Consider the following 18,907-nt stretch of genomic DNA (forward strand, 5'->3'; position numbering starts at 1 on the left):
GTGACTGCTTCAGAGAAATCCCCGTTCTACATCACCACGGCCATCACCTACCCGAACGGCGTGCCCCACATCGGGCATGCCTACGAGTACATTGCCACCGACGCCATGGCCCGCTTCAAGCGGCTCGACGGGCATGAGGTGATGTTCCTGACGGGCACCGACGAGCACGGCATGAAGATTGCGCAGGCGGCCGAGAAAGAGGGCATCACGCCCAAGGAACTGGTGGACCGAAACGCCGAGGTATACAAAGCCGCGCACGCTGCCCTGGGCATCACGTACGACCGCTTCATCCGGACCACGGACGCTGATCACTACGTCGCGTCGCAGGCGATCTGGAAGAAGATGGAAGCTAACGGCGACATCTACTTGTCCAAGTATGAGGGCTGGTACTCTGTCCGCGACGAAGCGTTCTATGTGGAAGACGACACCGTGGTGAAGGACGACGGCGTGCGCTACTCGAAGGAGACGGACACCGAAGTCACCTGGACGGCGGAAGAGAGCTATTTCTTCCGCCTGTCGGCCTACCAGGACCGTCTGCTGGCGCTTTACGAGGCCCAGCCCGAATTCGGAGCTCCGCAGTCGCGGTTTAACGAGGTCATCAGCTTCGTCAAGCGCGGTCTGGAAGACCTTTCCATCAGTCGCACGACCTTTGACTGGGGCGTACCGGTTCCCGGCAACGATAAGCATGTCATGTATGTCTGGGTGGATGCRCTCACCAACTACCTGACCGGGGTGGGCTACCCCGACGTTGAGTCGGCGGCCTTCCGCAAGTTCTGGCCGGCTGACGTGCACATCATCGGCAAGGACATCTCGCGGTTCCACGCCATCTACTGGCCCGCGTTCCTGATGAGTGCAGGCATTGAGCTGCCCAAGCGCGTCATGATCCATGGCTTCCTCCATAACAACGGTGTGAAGATGTCCAAGTCCCTGGGCAACGTCGTGGCCCCGGCGGACTTCGTGGCACAGTACGGCCTGGACCAGGTACGCTTCTTCTTCCTCCGCGAAGTCCCGTTCGGTGCCGATGGCAGCTACAACCACGAGGCCATTGTGGGGCGGATGAACTCGGACCTGGCCAACAACTTCGGCAACCTCGCGCAGCGATCCCTTTCCATGGTGGCGAAGAACTGCGAAGGCAAAGTTCCCGTGCCTGGAGCCTTTACCGCTGAAGACACGGCGATCCTTGGGCAGGCCAACGGGCTGCTGGAGACCGCCAGGGCAGCCTTCGAAAAGCAGGAATTCAGCCGCGCTTTGGAGGCCATCTGGGGCGTACTGGGGGACACCAACGCCTACTTCGCCGAGCAGGCGCCGTGGGTGCTGCGGAAGACCGACGTCGGCCGCATGAATACAGTCCTGTACGTCACCCTCGAAGTGCTGCGGATTGTGTCCATCCTGGCGCAGCCGGTGATGCCCAATGCCATGGCGGCTCTGCTGGATACCCTCGGCCAGCCTGAGGGCGAAGCGCGCCAGTTCGCGGCGCTCACCACGCCGATTGTCGCCGGAACGTCCCTGCCCGCACCCTCGCCGGTATTCCCGAAATATGAGGAACCTGCCGAAGCCTAGGAAGGTCCGGTCTGACTACTTGTGAGTAGCCGAACTGAGTACGGATCGGGCAAAGGCAGTATGAGCAGTCCCGGAATGTGGGTAACGAGTACTGGAGACAGGCCTGAAGTGCGCTGCATAGCCTTGTCGGGTTAGCAAAACTGATGATTCGCATCTGGGAGAACCGTCGTTCCGATGCTCGCTGTATGCCTTTTGCGTCTTTGCACCGGAGCGCCGTTTCTCCTCCCGTCTGATCAGTTTGGACCAGACAATGGATGGAGACGGAAATGAAACGGATCCTTGCCGCCTTAGGTGTCACGGGCCTCGCATTACTCGGTGCCACCGCTCCGGCTGTAGCAGGTGACAACAACGATAAAGGTGATCACAAGATCACTGTCTGCCACGCCACGGGCTGGGACAAGAACCCCTATGTTTCGGTGACGACCGACCTGAACGGGCTCAAAGGCCACGCGGACCACGGGAAGGACATCATCCCGGCCAATGACGGGAAGGTTATTCCGGAAGGCCAGAACCTTGACAAGATGGACATCTGGAAGGCTGGCTGCACGGTCCCCGAAGACGACGGCCACGGCAACGGAAACGGCGACGACGGCCACAAGATCACGATCTGCCACGCCACCGGCTCGGATAGCTATGTGCAGATCACGGTTGACTTCAAAGGGCTGAAGGAGCATGCGCAGCACGGGGATGACATCATTCCGCCGAGCAGCAAGCGGGACGGCCAAAACTGGGACGAGACCGGCCAGGCGACCTACAACAACGACTGTGTGCCCTGCCCGCCTGAGGTTGTCACGCCTCCGACGACTCCGCCAGTGGAGACGCCGGTGGTAACACCTCCAGTGGAGACTCCTCCGGTGGAGACTCCTCCGGTGGAAACGCCGGCGCCCCCGGTTGAGACTCCCACCGGTGCCGTTGTAGCGCCACCAGTCGCAGTTGTGCCACCAGTCGCGGTAGCCGCCGCGGTGGCCACCAACACCGGGTTCAATGTCCAGACCGCAGTGGCACCTACTGACACGGGGCTTGCTCCCTGGGCTGCAGGGCTGATGGTGATGATGCTCGCAGCTGCGGGAGTAGCCGCCCGCAAGGTGCTGCAGGAAGGCGGCCACTCCGGGAACCGCAAGCACTAATCCCGGTAACTGATGCCCGCGAGGGCATCGGGTAACACCGTGGCAGGCGCCGTGCCCACAGCGGCACGGCGCCTGCCGCCACCCAGGCACATTCCCGCCGAACATGCGAGGGAACCATGGACAGCGACCCTCAGGCGCCCGCTGCAGATCAACCTACTGCCACCCGTCCGTCGGAGCCGGCTCCGGACACTCCGCGGCGGATTTTCCATGCCAGAAGCATCCTGTTTATTGTCCTTTGCGGGCTCCTTGCTTATGTCGCTGTCTCATTCCTTCCCCAGGCAACGGTGCCCGCGACTTCGCCGGAAACAAATATTGTCCAGCCACTGCCCACGGCACTGTCCGTGCCGACACCAACGCAAGTACCCACCCCAACGGCCGCGCCGTCCGTACCGGCGGCTCCCGTCCCGGCAGGCCCGGCCGCATCCGCGCCCCAGCGGCTGATCTACCCTGCGGCGGACATGGACGTGCCGATCCACCCCTTGGAGCCCAGCGCGGCGGACCAGGCAAGCCAGTCCATCGTCCCGCCAGACACCATGGACGGTTACTGGCTCACCCCCTACGGCGTACCAGGTGCCGGCTCTACCAACACCACCTATGTGGCCGGCCACGACTGGGTGGACCGGGATGCACCTTTCAACCGGCTGAGCACGAAGGCCGCTGTGGGCGACCAGCTCACCGTCTCCACCGCCACCGGCCAACTGGCCTACCGCGTGGATTCTGTGACGACCTACAGCAAGTCAGGCCTGAAGGACAGTCCCATCTGGCAGGTTGTGCCCAACAGGCTGGTCCTTATTTCCTGCTACACGGATGACCCCTGGGGCACTAACGTTGTGGTGGTTGCTTCGCCGGACCCGAACGTTCCCCTTCGGTGATGCCCTTGGATAGCCAGCTCTATCTCACTAGTTGAGACTGATTGTCCGACATGCGGATTACCTTAATATTCTTGAAGCATGAGCGCATCCATCAATCTCGCCGTCATTCCCGGTGATGGCATCGGCCCGGAGGTCATCGCCGAGGCACTGAAGGTCCTCGAAAAGGCAGTCGCAGCCGAAGGCGTCGTCCTTGAGCAGACCCACTACAAGCTTGGCGCCGAGCACTGGCTGGCGACAGGGGAGACCCTGCCTGACGAGGTCTTGGCGGACCTGCGCACCCGCGATGCGATCCTGTTCGGTGCGGTGGGCGCCGCCCCAGGCGATACCAGGATCCCGTCGGGGATCATCGAGCGTGAGATGCTCCTGAAGCTCCGGTTCAGCCTGGACCACTACGTTAACCTGCGGCCCTCCCGCCTCTACGGCACTGTGGGCAGCCCACTGGCCAACCCCGGCGTCATCGATTTCATCGTGGTCCGGGAGGGCACCGAGGGTCCGTACGTCGGAAACGGCGGTACTTTGCGCGCCGGCACGCCGCACGAGGTGGCCACCGAAGTTTCACTGAACACGGCACACGGTGTAGAGCGCGTCGTCCGGGATGCGTTCCGCCGCGCCAGTGCGCGGGAACGCAAGCACGTGACCCTCGTCCACAAGCACAACGTCCTGGTTTACGCCGGCCATCTGTGGAAGCGCACCGTCGAAGCTGTGGCGCAGGAATTCCCGGAGGTCACGCACGACTACCTGCACGTTGATGCGGCCACCATCTTCATGGTCACCGACCCGTCCCGCTTCGATGTGATTGTCACGGACAACCTCTTCGGGGACATCCTCACCGACCTGGCCGCGGCCATCACGGGAGGCATCGGATTGGCCGCCTCCGGCAACATCAACATGGACCGCACCGCTCCGTCCATGTTCGAACCGGTTCACGGCTCCGCCCCTGACATTGCGGGCAAGCAGAAGGCCGACCCCACCGCGGCCATCCTGTCGGCGGCGCTCCTGCTGGACCACCTCGGCTATGCCGGTGCGGCACGGAAGATCGAGGCGGCCGTGATCGCCGACGTCGAAAACCGCGACGGCGGTGCCCGCAGCACCAGCGTCGTCGGAGACGCCATCGCCGCAGCGCTCTAGGTACGCACCGGGGGAGCTGCCAACGGGCGTAAGCTTGTTTCGAATTACCAACTGCTGCCCGGCGGTTCAATGCTGAATTTTGCGTCCCAAGGCAGCCGATCGTGGAGGAACCATGACTCAGACTGCCCATGGCGTCGAATTCACCCAGCAGCCTTCGGCAACCCCGAAGTCAGCTGAAGAGCGTGCAGCCATCCTGGCCAACCCGGGATTCGGCAACTACTTCACCGACCACACGGCTGTGGTGGACTACTCGGTCGATGAACAGGGCGCCGGTGGCTGGCACAACCCCCGGATTGAGGCCTACGGACCCATCTCCCTGGACCCGTCCGCAGCGGTGCTCCACTACGGCCAGGAGATTTTCGAGGGCCTCAAGGCCTACCGGCACGCTGACGGGTCAGTCTGGACGTTCCGTCCGGAGGCGAACGCGGCACGCCTGAACAAGTCGGCCCGCCGGCTGGCGCTCCCCGAACTCCCCGTTGAGTACTTCCTGGGCGCCATCCGGGAACTGGTTGCGGCAGACAAGGAATGGGTTCCGGCAGGTGACGGCGAAGCCCTTTACCTTCGCCCTTTTATGATCGCCACCGAGGCGTTCCTGGGTGTCCGGGCCGCCCGTGAGGTCTCCTTCCGCGTGATCGCCTCGCCCGCAGGCAACTACTTCGGCGGCGAGCTGAAGCCCGTGTCCATCTGGATTTCCCGCGAATACGCCCGTGCCGGCCGCGGCGGTACCGGCGCAGCGAAGTGCGGCGGCAACTACGCCGCTTCCCTGATCGCCCAGCAGGAAGCCGAAGCCAACGGCTGCAAGCAGGTCCTGTTCCTGGACCACTTCAACGACGACGCCGTGGAAGAACTTGGCGGCATGAACGTGTTCTTCGTGATGAAGGACGGTTCCCTGGCCACTCCGGCCCTCACCGGAACCATCCTGGAAGGCGTCACGCGTTCCTCGGTGATGCAGGTGGCCAAGGACATGGGCCGTGAAGTCGCCGAGCGCAAGATCACGCTGTCGGAGTGGCGCGACGGCGTCGCGTCCGGCGAGATCGCCGAGGTTTTCGCGTGCGGAACCGCCGCCGTGATTACCCCCATTGGAGTCCTAAAGGACAACACGGAGTTCATTGGCTCAGAGGACGCGAAGGCGGGGGAGACCACCATGGCCGTCCGTGAGCAACTCCTGGGCATCCAGACCGGAACCGTGCCGGACAGGCACGGCTGGCTGGCCCGGCTCGCGTAAGCACCACTTTCGCGCACGGACCACCACAATGCGGGGTCACTAAACGCCCGATATCCCCACCGGGACGGGCGTTAAGTGACCCCGCAATGCTGTGCCGGGCGGATCAGCGGCGGGCGGCCTTCCGGGCAGCATTCTTGAGGGCCTTGCGCGAAACGGGCTTCAGCGCTTTGCGCGCGGCTTCGTCAGCGAGGGCCTGGTTGCGGCGGGCATCGATGATGTCGTTCCACAACGTTGTCGCAAAGACGCCGCCGTCCTGGGCGTAGACGTCGTAGGGATAAGCCGAAAAAACGGACGACGGCGTACCAGTGGTCAGTGCCGACCCGGACTTGCGTGCCACGGCATCCCCCAGGGCCCAGGCCCCGGTCAGATGCGGCGTCAGGTTCTCCTGCACGAAGACATTAACGTCTCCGGACGCGGCGGCGCGCTCCAGCAGGTGTTTCAGCTGCTGCGCCAGCAGGGCAGCGGCTGCGTTCTCCAACGGCGTGCCGTCTTCCGTGGCAGCTTCCAGAAGGGCTTCCTGTTCGGTGACGGTTTTTTCCCAGTCCGACGTTTCGCGGAACTTCTTCCACGTGGGAAACCAGACAATGCTGCCCGTCGCGTGGTTGTGGATGTGCTGGAGCCCGCTGTTCTTCTCCGCTGCAGCGTGGTCATGGCCGGCAGTGTCTGCCTCGGCGAGGAGATCGGCAAGGGTGGTGGATGTAGCGCTCATGGTGTCGGGTCTCGGCTTCCTGCTTGACATCGTGTGGTCTTCACTGGTGGTCAACCCCGCCCGTGCTCTGTTCTATTCCGGCAGTGGGACGGCGGCAAAGTAGCTGTCGATGCAAAGAGTCGATGCAAAGATAGGACGGTGACTTCAGCTTCCAGCCCAATCCTGCAGCGCAGCTCAGCCCTGACACAGTTCGTCCTGGCACCCAACCCGGGGCCGATGAGCCTGGACGGCACCAACTCCTACGCAATCTCGGCGCCCGATGCCGAGGCTTCGGTAGTGGTGGTGGACCCGGGCCCTGCGGACGAGGGACACCTCCGCCGTCTGGCGGACCTCGGCCGGGTGGAACTGATCCTGGTGACGCACCGCCACGCAGACCATACTGCGGGTTCCGTGCGGCTGCAGGAACTTACCGGCGCCCCGGTGCGGGCTGCTGATCCCCGGCACTGCCACGGCGGCGAACCACTGCGGGACGGTGAAACCATCCGGGCGGCGGGGGTTTCCATCCGGGTCCTGGCCACCCCTGGGCACACCTCGGATTCGGTGTGCTTCCATCTTCCCGACGACGGCGCGCACGGCTCCGTGCTGACCGGGGATACCATCCTCGGCCGCGGAACCACCATGCTCGACTACCCTGACGGCGCTCTGGGCGATTATCTTAATTCGCTGGACCGGCTTGAAGCCATCGGCGAGGCCGCTGTCCTGCCGGCGCACGGGCCCGTGCTTCCCTCCCTGGCGGCCATCACCCGCGCCTACCGCGGGCATCGCCTCGAAAGGCTCGGACAGATCCGCGAAACGCTGGAACGGCTTGGCCGGGACGCCACCGCAGCGGAGGTGGCCGACTCGGTTTACGCCGACGTCGAACCTTCCGTCAGGCGCGCCGCCGAGATGTCGGTGGCGGCCCAGCTGGATTACCTCCGGGGCCGGTCCGAGGGCTGAACGGAACATCTGAACGGAACAAAGGGCAACGGGTCAAGACTGTAGGCTATTCACCATGCGTATTGCCCGGTTTGTAGTCGATTCTGATCCCCTCTATGGCGTCGTTGAAGGCGAGTCCGGCAGTGAGGAAATCACTGTCATCAATGGCGACCCCTTCTTCAACGGTGTAGAGCGCACCCACATCAAGCACAAGCTCGAGGATGTCCGGCTCCTGGCCCCCATCATTCCACGCAGCAAGGTCATCGGCGTCGGCCGGAACTTCGTGGAGCACGCGGCCGAGCTGGGCAACGAAGTCCCAGCCCAGCCCCTGCTGTTCCTGAAGCCCAACACCGCCGTCGTGGGACCCAACGATCCCATCGTGCTGCCGGAGTTCTCGGAGGAAATTTCCTTCGAAGCTGAGCTGTGCGTGGTCATCGGGCGCATTTGCAAGGACGTTCCGGAGGAGCGGGTTGATGACGTGATCTTCGGCTACACCTGCGGCAATGACCTCACGGCCCGCGACGTCCAGAAAACGGACCTGCAGTGGGCCCGCGCCAAAGGCTTCGACACGTCAGCGCCGCTGGGCCCGTGGATCGAAACCGAACTGGACACCGAAGACCTGCAGATCCAGGGCCGGCTCAACGGCGAACTGCGCCAGGACGGCAGCACCAGCCAGATGATCCGTGGCGTCCGCGAGCTGGTGTCCATCGTCTCGCGGGCCTTTACGCTGCTGCCCGGCGATGTCATCATGACCGGCACCCCCGCGGGTGTGGGACTTCTCCAAGCCGGCGACCGCTATGAGGTGGAAATCGAAGGGATCGGACGCCTCTCCAACCCTGTGGTCCGCCGCTGACCGGTCGCGCCTGGAACCGGGCCCGGGTGCGCCCCGGCAAGCGGTAAAGTTGGAACCACTATGACTACTGCTTCTGCGTCGACTGCTGCCTCCGTCCCGTCCGTCACTGCCGAAACCCCGGTGCGCGTCCGGTTCTGCCCCTCGCCTACCGGAACACCGCACGTAGGGCTTATCCGGACAGCCCTGTTCAACTGGGCCCACGCCAAGCACACCAAGGGCACGTTCGTGTTCCGGATCGAGGATACGGACGCAGCCCGTGACTCCGAAGAGAGCTACCAGCAGTTGCTGGAGGCCCTCAAGTGGCTGGGGATCACCTGGGAAGAGGGCGTGGAGGTCGGCGGCCCGCATGAGCCCTACCGGCAGTCACAGCGGCTGGACCTGTACAAGGACGTCGTCGCGAAGCTCCTTGAAGCCGGTTACGCCTACGAATGCTATTCCTCGCCCGATGAGGTGGAGGCGCGCCACCGTGCCGCCGGCCGCGACCCCAAGCTCGGCTACGACAACTTCGACCGCGAACTTACTGAAGAGCAGCTGGCGGCCTTCAAGGCCGAGGGCCGCAAGCCCGTCCTCCGCGTCCGGATGCCTGACGAGGACGTGGTCTTCACCGACCTGGTCCGCGGCGACATCACGTTCAAAGCCGGAAGCATCCCGGACTACGTCATCGTCCGTGCCGACGGTTCGCCGCTGTACACCCTGGTTAACCCCGTGGACGACGCCCTGATGGGCATCACCCACGTGCTGCGCGGTGAGGACCTTCTTTCCTCCACTCCGCGTCAGGTAGTGCTGATCCGCTACCTGATCGAAATCGGCGTTGCCAGCTACCTGCCCCTCTTTGGCCACCTCCCGTACGTCATGGGGGAGGGCAACAAGAAACTCTCCAAGCGTGATCCGGAGTCCAACCTCTTCCTGCTGCGCGACCGCGGGTTCATTCCGGAGGGCCTGCTGAACTACCTCTCGCTGCTGGGCTGGAGCCTTTCCGCCGATGAGGACATTTTCACCGTGGATCAGTTGATTGAATACTTCGATGTCCAGGATGTGCTCGCAAACCCAGCGCGCTTTGACATCAAAAAGGCCGAGGCCATCAACGGCACCCACATCCGCATGCTCAACCCCGAGGACTTCCGTGCCCGGCTTGTCCCGTACCTGCGGACCGCCGGTTTCGTGGGGGACGAGCTCACGGCACGCCAGGAGGAGATCCTCACGGAAGCCGCACCGCTGATCCAGGAACGGGTCACCCTGCTGGGCGAAGCACCGGAAATGCTCGGGTTCCTGTTCAAGGCCGACGACGCCATTGACATCGCCGATGACGCCCGCAAGGGCCTGCCGGCGAACCTGGCTGAAGTTCTCGACGCCGCCCTGGCGGCCCTGGAACCGGTTCAGGACTGGACCCCGGAGTACATCCAGGCGGCCTTGAAGCAGGCACTCGTGGAGGATCTGGGCATCAAGCCCCGGCTGGCCTTTGGGCCTGTTCGCACCGCCATCTCCGGACGCCGCATCTCACCGCCGCTGTTTGAATCCATGGTGATCCTGGGCAAGGACTCATCCTTGAGCCGGCTCCGCACCTTCCGCGGCTGATGACTATTGCCGGTATGGAGGCTGGGGGAGTCCTGAAGACGCGTTTCGGGACCGTCAGGGGTGTGCTCTTCGACATCGATGACACCCTTGTTGATCTCGAATACGCCATGACTACGGCCCTGCGCGAGGTCAGCGAACACCTTTTGCCCGGTCTGGACCAGACCGGGTGGGAGCGTTTCGGCCGGATTTTCACGCACGAAACGACTCACTACTACGACAGGTACCTGACGGGCGAGCTGACCTTCAATGACCAGCGCCTGCTGCGGGGCCGGGCCGCCCTGGGGCACTTCGGGGTGGAACTTGCCGACGGCGAAGAGGCGCACCGGTGGTTGACGGCTTACAGCGAGCTGCAGCCGGCGTATGTCCGGGCTTTTGAGGATGTCCTTCCGCTCCTTGATGTGCTCGACGACGCCGGCATCCCCTATGGGGCCGTCAGCAACAACGTGCACGACTACCAGCGCGCAAAGCTCGACGCCGCGGGGCTGGAACGTGTGGGCCGCCTGGTGGGAACAGACACCGTAGGGGTGGCCAAGCCGGAGCCCGCGATCTACCTGGAAGGTGTCCGACTCCTGGGGACCGCCCCGAGCGAGACGCTCTACGTGGGGGACAACCGGCTGCTGGACGCGCAGGGTTCGACGGCGGCAGGACTGGTGGGCGTTTGGCTCAACAGGGTGGGGGAGGCTGTGCCCGGGTTTGCGGGCCACGAGGTCGCCTCGCTGGCTCAGCTGCTGGGCTGACTTCGCGTCTCACGAACGGGTTGTCCCCTTCGCCGGGTCCATAGCACCAGGTAGGTGCCGATGGCCCCGAATACCAGTACGGCGACCAGTCCCAGTGCCACGGCCGTATCGGACTTTCCCGCTACGTTTGCTGGCGAGACCGCAGCTGCGTTCGTGTAAAGGGTTGCTGTTCCATCAGCGATCCGGGCGTTGCCTTCTGCGAGCTTCCCTGCGCCGGAAGCCAACTCCGTGGACCCCGAGGCCAGCTTGGTGTTGCCGGCCGCAAGCTCCGAAGCGCCGGCAGCGAGGGCCTGTGAACCGTTCAGGAGTCCAGGGTTGCCCGGGTCGGCGGGATTGCCTTTGATGCCTGTGTTCAGCGCGTTCGTTCCTTCGGCCAGCCGCGAGCTGCCCTCGGTAATCCTGGCGACCGCATTGACCAAGCCCGGACGCTCAGGATTGCCCGGAACGCCGTCCATGCCGGTTCGGATCTGTGACGTTCCGGCGGCGAGCAGTTCGGTGCCCAGCACAACACCCGGATTGGCCGGATCGCGGCTGTTGAGCTTTTCACCGAGTGTGGCGAAGCCAGCGGTGAGGCGACCCGTTCCCGCATGCAGCTGCACCGAGCCGTCGTTGAGTTTGCCGGCCCCTGCCTGCAAAGCAGAGGCGCCGGCATCGAGCTTGGGCATCAGCCGCTATTTTGGCGATCTTGTCCTTGACGGCGGCCAGCGGAACCAGTCCCTGCAGCGGATCCGAGGCGGCGGCCTCAAGAAGCTCAAGTGCCTGCGCCAAGGCCGCGGTGCCGGTACCTGCCTCAGGGGAATTGTTCGCACCCCGGTACCCCTTCAGCTGCCCCGTTCCGGCGGCCAGATCGCCGGCCCCTGATGCCAGCCGGGCAGCGCCGGCGTCCAGGGCACCGGCGCCGTCAGCCAGGTTGTTCTCGGCATTGCCCGCTGCAGTAGCCGTCAGGGCGGCGGCCAGTTGGGAAGCTCCGGCGGCGAGTTTGTGCGCGGCGTCGTCCACCTTGTAGACACCCGGCGCGAGCTTGTTGTTGACGTCGGTTTGCGAGTTGACCGGCGCCGTCCTTGAGTTGGGCTGCGCCGGCGGACGCCTGCCCCGCACCGTCCCGTAGCTTCGCGGATCCGTCCGATATCCGTCCGGTAACCAGCGTGTAGAACCCTAGGAGTCCAATCAGCATCAGGGCCAAGACTGCGATGGCAATCTTTTGTGCCCGGGTCCGGGCGGGGGTCTGGGTGGAAGCTGCGGCACGACTCTGTGGCACGGATGAACCCTCTCGACATTTTGTTACTAGTCAGTAACTTACCGAGAGTAAACTTGCGACGGTGCGGATGGCAAGGGTTGGATGCCCCGCCGGCCTGGCACGCAGCCCGTCCCGCCGATTTGTGCCAACGAAAAGTCTCGGGTAGAGTAATTTCTCGTGCTGAGGCGCACGGAGCGCAGGTTGAAGCCTAAAACTCCGGCCCGAAAGTATCATTGGGATATGGTGTAATTGGCAACACTACGGTTTCTGGTACCGTCATTCTAGGTTCGAGTCCTGGTATCCCAGCTCTGATTCAGGTACTGAAAATGTATCGCAAATCGGGGGTTTCAGGTCGGTTCGCCGATTTGAAACAGTTGCTCGGTGTATGAAATAATCACTGAGCGCGCCGGCCGAAAGCCGGTTGGAAGCGTAGGCTTCCTGGAAGTACGCGGCCCCATCGTATAGCGGCCTAGTACGCTGCCCTCTCACGGCGGTAACGCGGGTTCGAATCCCGCTGGGGTCACAATATGACGGTCCCGGGCATCAGCCCGGGGCCGTTTTTCTTTGGCTGATTGTGTGATGCCCGGACGGGATCGCCGGCTGAACTGGCATGATGATGCTGTGACCTCCTCCGACGGTTCGCCACCTCAGCCTCCACCGCCCCCGCCACGCGCACCACGCAGCCAGCCCGGCCCTCCGGCGGACCACACCGCGGCGGACCGCGCCGCACAGGCCGCCGTGGAACTGCTCGAGGCGGTGCGGGCCGACCTGGCCGCCGTGGCACTGCCGCTGGCCCTCACGGACGTCGGGCAGGCCCGGACGGAGGTCCGGAACGCGGTGGCCCAACTGGATGACTACATCCTCCCGCGCTATCGCAGCCTTGACGCCCCGCTGCTCGCCGTCGTCGGAGGTTCCACCGGCGCCGGCAAGTCAACACTGGTGAATGCCCTCGTGGGGCATCCCGTCACCCGTTCCGGGGCCATCAGACCCACCACGCGGCAACCCATCCTGCTGCACCATCCCGCCGACGCCGGCTGGTTCGAGGGCCAACGCGTGCTGCCCAGCCTCAACCGGATCCGGGGCACCATCTCGTCGGAAGCACTCCCGGCCAGCCGGGCGGGTGCTACACCGGACGCCGAGGCCATTTCCTCCCTGGTGCTGGTGGCAGACCCTGCAGTTCCGCAGGGCATCGCGCTGCTGGACGCCCCCGACGTCGATTCCATTTCGGATGACAACCGCAGGCTGGCGGGGCAACTGCTGGCCGCTGCTGACCTTTGGGTCTTCGTCACCACGGCCAACCGCTACGCGGACGCGGTTCCCTGGAAGCTGCTCCTGGATGCGTCCTCGAGGGACATCATGGTTGCCGTCGTGCTGGACCGCGTGCCTGCCGAGGCCGAAGCAGAAGTCAGCGCCGATCTCCGCGGGTTGCTGCAGAAGGAAGGACTCGGGGCAGCCAGGCTGTTCGTTGTCCCCGAGACGGACCTGGATGGCATGGGCATGCTGCCGCCTCATTCCGTGGAGCCGCTGCAGGTCTGGCTGAGGGATCTTGCGGCTGATGCGGCGGGACGTTCAGAGATTGCCCGCCGGACGCTGAACGGGACGGTCAAGGCGTTGGCCGGGAGGGTCAGCGCTGTGGCTGATGCGGTCCATGGTCAGGAGCGCGCCGCGGCGTCGCTCCGGGCCGACGCCCAGGCCGCATACCGCGACGCCGTTGCCAGGATCCTGAATGCCACCAAGGACGGCTCGCTGCTTCGCGGCGAAGTGCTGGCGCGCTGGCAGGACTTTGTTGGGACAGGTGAGTTTTTCCGGACCCTGGAGCAGAACGTTGGACGGCTGCGGGACAGGTTGGGGGCGTTCTTCCGGGGCGAGCCCACGCCGGCAGTCCGGGTTGAGGTGGCCATCGAAACCGGGCTGCAGGCCGTCATCCTGGATGAAGCCGCCAACGCCGGCGAAGACACGGACCAGCGCTGGCGCTCGGACCCCGCCGGCCGCGCGTTGCTGGGTACCGATGATCTGTCCGGAACCAGCCATGGGTTCGCCGACGTGACCGCGGCGGAGATCCGAGCCTGGCAGGCTGGCCTGATGGAGCTGATCCGCACGGAGGGGCAGGGGAAACGCACCCAGGCCCGGTGGCTCTCGTTCGGCATCAACGGGCTCGGCGCCGCTCTGATGATTGTGGTGTTTTCCACGACGGCCGGCCTCACGGGGCTGGAGATCGGCGTGGCAGGCGGCACCGCCATCGTGGGCCAGAGACTGCTTGAGGCAGTATTCGGTGAGGACGCCGTCCGCAGGCTCGCCCAGACGGCCAGGGATGACCTCCATGCCCGCTGCCAGCGGTTGCTGGAGGCGGAGCAGCAGAAGTTCCTCGAGCGCCTCCCGGCAGGCGGCACGGATACCTCACATACCCTCGTGGACCACTCCATAAACCTCGCCCGGCTGGCGGAGCGCACATGAGCCGCCACCGCGTTACCCGGGAAGCATCGCAGCTGGACCGCAGGCTGGCGGCGCTCAATGACGCGCGGGAACTGGCGGAGGGGGTCCTGCCCGACTCTTCCCTGGACGAGGTGCTCCAGCTCCTCGACCGTGCGAGCACGCGGCGGTCACTGTCCGCCGACCACACCGTGGTGGGCTTCTTCGGTGCCACCGGCAGCGGCAAATCGTCACTGTTCAACGCGGTGAGCGGTGCTGAAATCGCGACGGCGGCAGCCCGCCGTCCCACCACGTCGGAACCTTTGGCAGGAGTCTGGGGAGCGGACGGCAGCGAGCCGTTGCTCGACTGGCTGGAGGTGCGTAACCGGCACCATGCCGTTCCAGTTGAAGGCTTCGCGGACGAGGAGACAGGGCTGATCCTGCTGGACCTTCCGGACTTCGATTCCACCCGGGCGGCCAACCGCGAGATCGTGGAGCGCATGGTGGGCCTGGTTGATGTCCTGGTCTGGGTGCTTGATCCGCAAAAATACGCCGACGCTGCCGTGCACAACGACTTCCTCAGGCCCCTGGCCGCCCACGGAGCAGTGACGCTGGTGGTGCTGAACCAAGTGGACAGGTTGCCCGAACGGGACGTCGAGCCGGTGTTGGAGTCGCTCCAGGGGATCCTCGCACGCGACGGACTGGGCAGGGTGCAGGTCCTCGGCGCCTCCGCGCTGACAGGCAAAGGCGTGGACAGGGTCCGGAGCGCCATCCGTGGCGTGGTCACGCACCGCCAGGCGCTTTCCCAAAGGCTTGGCGCCGACGTCACGCGCGCCTCCCGGCAGCTCAGTGACGTCTCGGGTGTGGGTGAGGCAGCCGGCGTCAGGCCGTCGTCCACTTCACGGCTCACGGATGAGTTGGCCACGGCAGCGAACGTGCCGCTGGTGGTCGACGCCGTGGCCACGTCCTATCGCATGGAATCGACACGCCGCACCGGGTGGCCGGTCACCCGGTGGCTGCTGCGCTTCAGGTCCGATCCACTGCGCCGGCTTAACCTGAGGAGTTCGTCTCCATCCCGGCTCAACCGCACGTCGCTCCCGCCCGCCGGGGCCCCTGAACGCGCCCGGACGGATGCAGCAGTCCGCGAGTTCGCGGACGCTGCCAGTGAGGGCGCTCCGGGGCCGTGGCGGGCGGCCATCCGCGGTGCTGCCCGTGAAGGGCGGGACGCGCTGCCGGACGCCCTGGACCAGGCCATTGCCGGGACCGACCTGATGACCTTCCGGAAGTCCTGGTGGTGGGGCGCGTTCAATGTGGTCCAGTGGCTGGCGCTGGCCATAGTGGTCGGTGGTTTGGGCTGGCTCGGCGTGCTGGCCGGGCTCGCGTACCTTCAGCTGCCCGTGCCGGAAGTGCCGCGGGTCGAGGGGTGGCCCCTTCCCACCCTGATGATCGCCGGCGGCGTCGTTTTGGGGATCTTCCTGGCTCTCACCGGGAAGGTCATCGGTGCGGGCGCGGCAAGGGCGCGGGCGGCCAGGGCAAGGAAACGACTCCGGGCGGCTGTCGGCAAGGTCGCCGGGGACCTGGTGGTGGAGCCGGTGGAAATCGAGGTGAGCAGGCTCAGTTCCTTCAACACCGCGCTCAAAGCCGCGGGCGGAACGTAAGGCCTATTGCGCCACTGCGGCCGCGGCGTCCCGCACCTTGATCAGGGTCCGGAGGTTCCGGGTGGTGGTGCTTGCCTTGAACTTCGCCTTGGCGGAGATCTTGCTGAAGGGGCTGTCCAGCGTCCCGCCGGCCGGAGCGAGCCAGGCCAGGGCCTCCGGACCGAGCCGCTTCTGTTCCGTGCCGTCCAGCGCCGCCCCTGCCGCGTCCAGCTCATCGAGCTTGGCGGTGTCCGAGGACAGTGTGATGTACGTGTGGGTGRCCTTGTCGTCCTCCGGGTAGGGGCAGGCATCCACCAGCTCGGCCACCCGTTGGGCGGTGAGCACAACCACCCAGGCGTCGTAGCCGAACGTATCGCGCAGGCATTTTTCGAACTTCTGCTTGACAGCCCCCGGCTCGTCCGGGCTGGCAAGCACCACATTGCCGCTGGCCAGGAGGGTCTTGACGCCTTTGAACCCCGCGGACGCAAGCGCTTCCCTGAGCTCGGCCATTTTGATGTTGATCCCGCCCACGTTGATGCCGCGGAGGAAGACTGCGTAGCTGTTCATGCGGACAGCTTAGCCATGGCAGGCCAGCGGTGACGCCGCCGGCGCTGACGTTGCGGCGGCGTGTTCAGTCGTTGTTCTTGCGCAGCGCCTCGGTGAGGAGCCGGCCGGCGTTGCAGACCACTTCGGCGTGGAGCCGGCCCGGCTGGCGGGTCAGGCGTTCGATCGGCCCCGAGATCGAGACAGCGGCGATGACACGCCCGGACGGCCCCCGGACGGGGGCCGAGACTGACGCCACCCCCGGCTCACGTTCGCCGAGGCTCTGCCCCCAGCCCCGCCGTCGTACGCCTGCCAATACGGTGGGCGTGAAGCGGGCGGCCTGCAGGCCCTCAAGGAGCCGGTCGTGGTCCTCCCAGGCGAGCAGCACCTGGGCGGCGGAGCCAGCCTTCATGGACAGCTGGGTGCCCACGGGGATGGTGTCGCGCAGGCCGATGGGCCGCTCGGCGGAAGCGACGCAGACGCGCCACTCGCCCTGGCGCCGGAAGATCTGCGAGCTTTCGCCGGTGGCGTCGCGCAGCTGCATCAGGATGGGCCCGGCCGAGGCAATGAGCCGGTCCTCGCCAGCGGCGGAGGCCAGCTCCACGAGGCGGCTGCCCAGGACGAACCTGCCCTGGATGTCCCGGCTGACCAGCCGGTGGTGGATCAGCGCCAGCGCCAGCCTGTGGACCGTGGGCCGGGCGAGTCCCGTGGCGGCCACCAGCTGTGCCAGCGTGGTGGGCCCGGCCTCCAAGGCATCAAGCACATGGGCCGCTTTATCAATGACGCCGACTCCACTAGAATTGTCCATGTAATGATATTGCCGTCTCATTATCTGAGATGCAAATCTTTCGAGTGGCATTGTGCACACCGCTGCTGGTTCAGTGGAGCTTAACAGCCAAAACATGCAGTGAAGGGAGCTGGCCGTGGCGAAAACACTGGCCGAGAAAGTCTGGGACGCACATGTGGTGCGCAAAGGCGACGGCGAGGGAGCCAACGCCCAGCCCGACCTTCTCTTCATCGATCTCCACCTTGTCCACGAGGTGACATCCCCGCAGGCGTTCGAAGGCCTCCGGCTGGCAGGCAGGAAGCTGCGCCGCCCGGATCTCACCATCGCCACCGAAGACCACAACACTCCCACGCTGGACATCGATAAGCCCATCGCTGACCTCACCAGCCGCACCCAGATCCAGACCCTGCGCAACAACTGCGCGGAGTTCGGCGTCCGGCTGCACTCGCTCGGGGATGCAGAGCAGGGCATTGTGCACGTTGTGGGCCCGCAGCTCGGCCTGACCCAGCCCGGCATGACCGTTGTCTGCGGAGACTCCCATACCTCCACGCACGGCGCTTTCGGTGCCCTGGCCATGGGGATCGGCACGTCCGAGGTGGAACACGTCATGGCCACCCAGACACTGTCCCTGAAGCCGTTCAAGACCATGGCCATCAACGTTGAAGGCACCCTGCGTCCGGGCGTCACGGCCAAGGACATCATCCTCGCGGTCATTGCCAAGATCGGCACCGGCGGAGGCCAGGGCTACGTCCTGGAATACCGTGGCTCCGCCATTCGCGCGCTGTCCATGGAAGCCCGGATGACCATCTGCAACATGTCCATCGAGGCCGGCGCCCGCGCCGGCCTGGTGGCCCCGGACCAGACCACATACGACTACATGTTTGGCCGCCCGCACGCTCCCCAGGGAGCTGACTGGGATGCCGCCGTCGAGTACTGGAACACACTGCGTACCGACGACGACGCCACGTTTGACGTCGAGGTGGACCTGGACGCCGACACGCTGGAGCCGTTCGTCACCTGGGGCACCAACCCCGGCCAGGGCGTCTCGCTCTCCTCGTCCGTGCCCTCACCGGAAGACTTCGGCGACGAGAACGCCAAGGCTGCCGCCGAGCGCGCCCTGCAGTACATGGGCCTGACGGCCGGAACGCCCATGAAGGACATCCGGGTGGACACCGTCTTCCTGGGTTCCTGCACCAACTCGCGCATGGAGGACCTCCGGGCCGCCGCGGACGTCATCCGCGGACGGCAGAAGGACCCCAACATCCGGATGCTCGTGGTTCCGGGTTCGGCCCGTGTGCGGCTCGAAGCCGAGGCTGAGGGCCTGGACAAGGTCTTCAAGGAGTTCGGTGCCGAGTGGCGCTTCGCCGGCTGCTCCATGTGCTTGGGCATGAACCCGGACCAGTTGGAGGTGGGGGAGCGCTGCGCGTCAACCTCAAACCGCAACTTCGAAGGCCGGCAGGGCAAGGGCGGCCGCACGCACCTGGTTTCGCCGGTAGTGGCAGCCGCCACGGCCATCCGCGGAACCCTGAGCTCGCCGTCGGACCTTGATCCGGCCCCCGAATCCGCCGCCATCCGCACCGACGCAGCCTAGGA

The 18,907-nt window shown here is 65.3% G+C and carries 17 protein-coding genes, 2 tRNA genes and 1 pseudogene; 14 read left to right on the forward strand and 6 right to left on the reverse strand.

The window, feature by feature from the left end:
• From metG to AC1DIM_RS08625, 5 genes are all read left to right on the forward strand, one after another.
• A complete protein-coding gene (gene metG / locus AC1DIM_RS08605; protein ID WP_477710068.1) occupies nt 1-1,560 on the forward strand; it encodes a methionine--tRNA ligase in 1,560 nt (519 codons plus the stop codon).
• Between the two features lie 266 nt (nt 1,561-1,826).
• Entirely contained in the window at nt 1,827-2,687 is an 861-nt protein-coding gene (locus AC1DIM_RS08610) for a hypothetical protein (protein ID WP_477710069.1), read from the forward strand.
• Nucleotides 2,688-3,028: 341 nt separating this feature from the next.
• Nucleotides 3,029-3,559 (forward strand): class F sortase, encoded by a 531-nt coding sequence (locus AC1DIM_RS08615; protein ID WP_477710070.1) that lies wholly within the window; start codon nt 3,029-3,031, stop codon nt 3,557-3,559.
• Between the two features lie 78 nt (nt 3,560-3,637).
• Entirely contained in the window at nt 3,638-4,687 is a 1,050-nt protein-coding gene (locus AC1DIM_RS08620) for a 3-isopropylmalate dehydrogenase (RefSeq protein WP_477710071.1), read from the forward strand.
• 112 nt (nt 4,688-4,799) lie between these two features.
• Nucleotides 4,800-5,912 carry a branched-chain amino acid aminotransferase gene (locus AC1DIM_RS08625; protein WP_477710072.1) on the forward strand — a complete coding sequence of 371 codons (1,113 nt, stop codon included), beginning with the start codon at nt 4,800-4,802 and terminating at the stop codon, nt 5,910-5,912.
• Nucleotides 5,913-6,015: 103 nt separating this feature from the next.
• Here the strand turns inward: AC1DIM_RS08625 and AC1DIM_RS08630 are convergent, their stop codons facing one another.
• Complete coding sequence (locus AC1DIM_RS08630; protein WP_477710073.1) at nt 6,016-6,621, reverse strand: hypothetical protein; 606 nt, start codon at nt 6,619-6,621, stop codon at nt 6,016-6,018.
• Nucleotides 6,622-6,759: 138 nt separating this feature from the next.
• Between AC1DIM_RS08630 and AC1DIM_RS08635 the strand changes: the two genes are divergently transcribed.
• Genes AC1DIM_RS08635 through AC1DIM_RS08650 form a run of 4 tightly spaced genes read left to right on the forward strand, consistent with a single transcriptional unit; the run spans nt 6,760 to nt 10,701 of the window.
• Nucleotides 6,760-7,557 (forward strand): MBL fold metallo-hydrolase, encoded by a 798-nt coding sequence (locus AC1DIM_RS08635; RefSeq protein WP_477710074.1) that lies wholly within the window; start codon nt 6,760-6,762, stop codon nt 7,555-7,557.
• Nucleotides 7,558-7,612: 55 nt separating this feature from the next.
• Entirely contained in the window at nt 7,613-8,389 is a 777-nt protein-coding gene (locus AC1DIM_RS08640) for a fumarylacetoacetate hydrolase family protein (protein WP_477710075.1), read from the forward strand.
• 60 nt (nt 8,390-8,449) lie between these two features.
• Nucleotides 8,450-9,964, forward strand: a complete 1,515-nt coding sequence (gltX, locus tag AC1DIM_RS08645) for a glutamate--tRNA ligase (protein ID WP_477710076.1) — start codon at nt 8,450-8,452, stop codon at nt 9,962-9,964.
• Nucleotides 9,964-10,701, forward strand: a complete 738-nt coding sequence (locus AC1DIM_RS08650) for an HAD family hydrolase (protein ID WP_477710077.1) — start codon at nt 9,964-9,966, stop codon at nt 10,699-10,701. Before gltX ends, AC1DIM_RS08650 begins: the two co-directional genes overlap by 1 nt.
• On the opposite strand, the gene AC1DIM_RS08655 is transcribed toward AC1DIM_RS08650, so the two are convergent.
• From AC1DIM_RS08655 to AC1DIM_RS08665, 3 genes and pseudogenes are all read right to left on the reverse strand, one after another.
• Nucleotides 10,686-11,366 carry a hypothetical protein gene (locus AC1DIM_RS08655; protein ID WP_477710078.1) on the reverse strand — a complete coding sequence of 227 codons (681 nt, stop codon included), beginning with the start codon at nt 11,364-11,366 and terminating at the stop codon, nt 10,686-10,688. The two genes, AC1DIM_RS08650 and AC1DIM_RS08655, sit on opposite strands and share 16 nt — an antisense overlap.
• A gap of 190 nt (nt 11,367-11,556) precedes the next feature.
• Nucleotides 11,557-11,646, reverse strand: a pseudogene (locus tag AC1DIM_RS08660) (hypothetical protein); the annotation flags it as partial.
• Entirely contained in the window at nt 11,603-11,875 is a 273-nt protein-coding gene (locus tag AC1DIM_RS08665) for a hypothetical protein (protein WP_477710144.1), read from the reverse strand. The gene AC1DIM_RS08665 and the pseudogene AC1DIM_RS08660, both read right to left, overlap by 44 nt.
• Nucleotides 11,876-12,172: 297 nt before the next feature.
• On the opposite strand from AC1DIM_RS08665, the gene AC1DIM_RS08670 reads away from it, so the two are divergent.
• From AC1DIM_RS08670 to AC1DIM_RS08685, 4 genes are all read left to right on the forward strand, one after another.
• Nucleotides 12,173-12,244, forward strand: a tRNA-Gln gene (locus AC1DIM_RS08670).
• A gap of 144 nt (nt 12,245-12,388) precedes the next feature.
• Nucleotides 12,389-12,461: transfer RNA gene (locus AC1DIM_RS08675), tRNA-Glu, on the forward strand.
• Between the two features lie 215 nt (nt 12,462-12,676).
• A complete protein-coding gene (locus AC1DIM_RS08680; protein ID WP_477710145.1) occupies nt 12,677-14,392 on the forward strand; it encodes a dynamin family protein in 1,716 nt (571 codons plus the stop codon).
• Nucleotides 14,389-16,005, forward strand: coding sequence for a GTPase (locus AC1DIM_RS08685; RefSeq protein ID WP_477710079.1), 1,617 nt, complete (start codon nt 14,389-14,391; stop codon nt 16,003-16,005). Before AC1DIM_RS08680 ends, AC1DIM_RS08685 begins: the two co-directional genes overlap by 4 nt.
• Before the next feature lie 3 nt (nt 16,006-16,008).
• On the opposite strand, the gene AC1DIM_RS08690 is transcribed toward AC1DIM_RS08685, so the two are convergent.
• On the reverse strand, nt 16,009-16,551 hold the full coding sequence (locus AC1DIM_RS08690; protein WP_477710080.1) for a DUF1697 domain-containing protein: 543 nt from the start codon (nt 16,549-16,551) through the stop codon (nt 16,009-16,011).
• Nucleotides 16,552-16,615: 64 nt separating this feature from the next.
• Nucleotides 16,616-17,335: an IclR family transcriptional regulator gene (locus AC1DIM_RS08695; RefSeq protein ID WP_164199166.1), complete on the reverse strand. Its 720-nt coding sequence runs from the start codon at nt 17,333-17,335 to the stop codon at nt 16,616-16,618.
• 115 nt (nt 17,336-17,450) lie between these two features.
• On the opposite strand from AC1DIM_RS08695, the gene leuC reads away from it, so the two are divergent.
• Complete coding sequence (gene leuC, locus AC1DIM_RS08700) at nt 17,451-18,905, forward strand: 3-isopropylmalate dehydratase large subunit (protein ID WP_477710081.1); 1,455 nt, start codon at nt 17,451-17,453, stop codon at nt 18,903-18,905.
• The last annotated feature ends 2 nt before the right edge of the window (nt 18,906-18,907 follow it).

Source organism: Pseudarthrobacter sp. 01T43 (genome assembly GCF_056398665.1).

Coding starts and splice junctions, on each gene's coding strand:
- AC1DIM_RS08610 (WP_477710069.1), top strand. CDS start 1,827: ATGAAACGGATCCTTGCCGCCTTAGGTGTCACGGGCCTCGCATTACTC.
- AC1DIM_RS08620 (WP_477710071.1), top strand. CDS start 3,638: ATGAGCGCATCCATCAATCTCGCCGTCATTCCCGGTGATGGCATCGGC.
- AC1DIM_RS08625 (WP_477710072.1), top strand. CDS start 4,800: ATGACTCAGACTGCCCATGGCGTCGAATTCACCCAGCAGCCTTCGGCA.
- AC1DIM_RS08630 (WP_477710073.1), bottom strand. CDS start 6,621: ATGAGCGCTACATCCACCACCCTTGCCGATCTCCTCGCCGAGGCAGAC.
- AC1DIM_RS08640 (WP_477710075.1), top strand. CDS start 7,613: ATGCGTATTGCCCGGTTTGTAGTCGATTCTGATCCCCTCTATGGCGTC.
- gltX (WP_477710076.1), top strand. CDS start 8,450: ATGACTACTGCTTCTGCGTCGACTGCTGCCTCCGTCCCGTCCGTCACT.
- AC1DIM_RS08650 (WP_477710077.1), top strand. CDS start 9,964: ATGACTATTGCCGGTATGGAGGCTGGGGGAGTCCTGAAGACGCGTTTC.
- AC1DIM_RS08655 (WP_477710078.1), bottom strand. CDS start 11,366: ATGCCCAAGCTCGATGCCGGCGCCTCTGCTTTGCAGGCAGGGGCCGGC.
- AC1DIM_RS08665 (WP_477710144.1), bottom strand. CDS start 11,875: ATGCTGATTGGACTCCTAGGGTTCTACACGCTGGTTACCGGACGGATA.
- AC1DIM_RS08685 (WP_477710079.1), top strand. CDS start 14,389: ATGAGCCGCCACCGCGTTACCCGGGAAGCATCGCAGCTGGACCGCAGG.
- AC1DIM_RS08695 (WP_164199166.1), bottom strand. CDS start 17,335: ATGGACAATTCTAGTGGAGTCGGCGTCATTGATAAAGCGGCCCATGTG.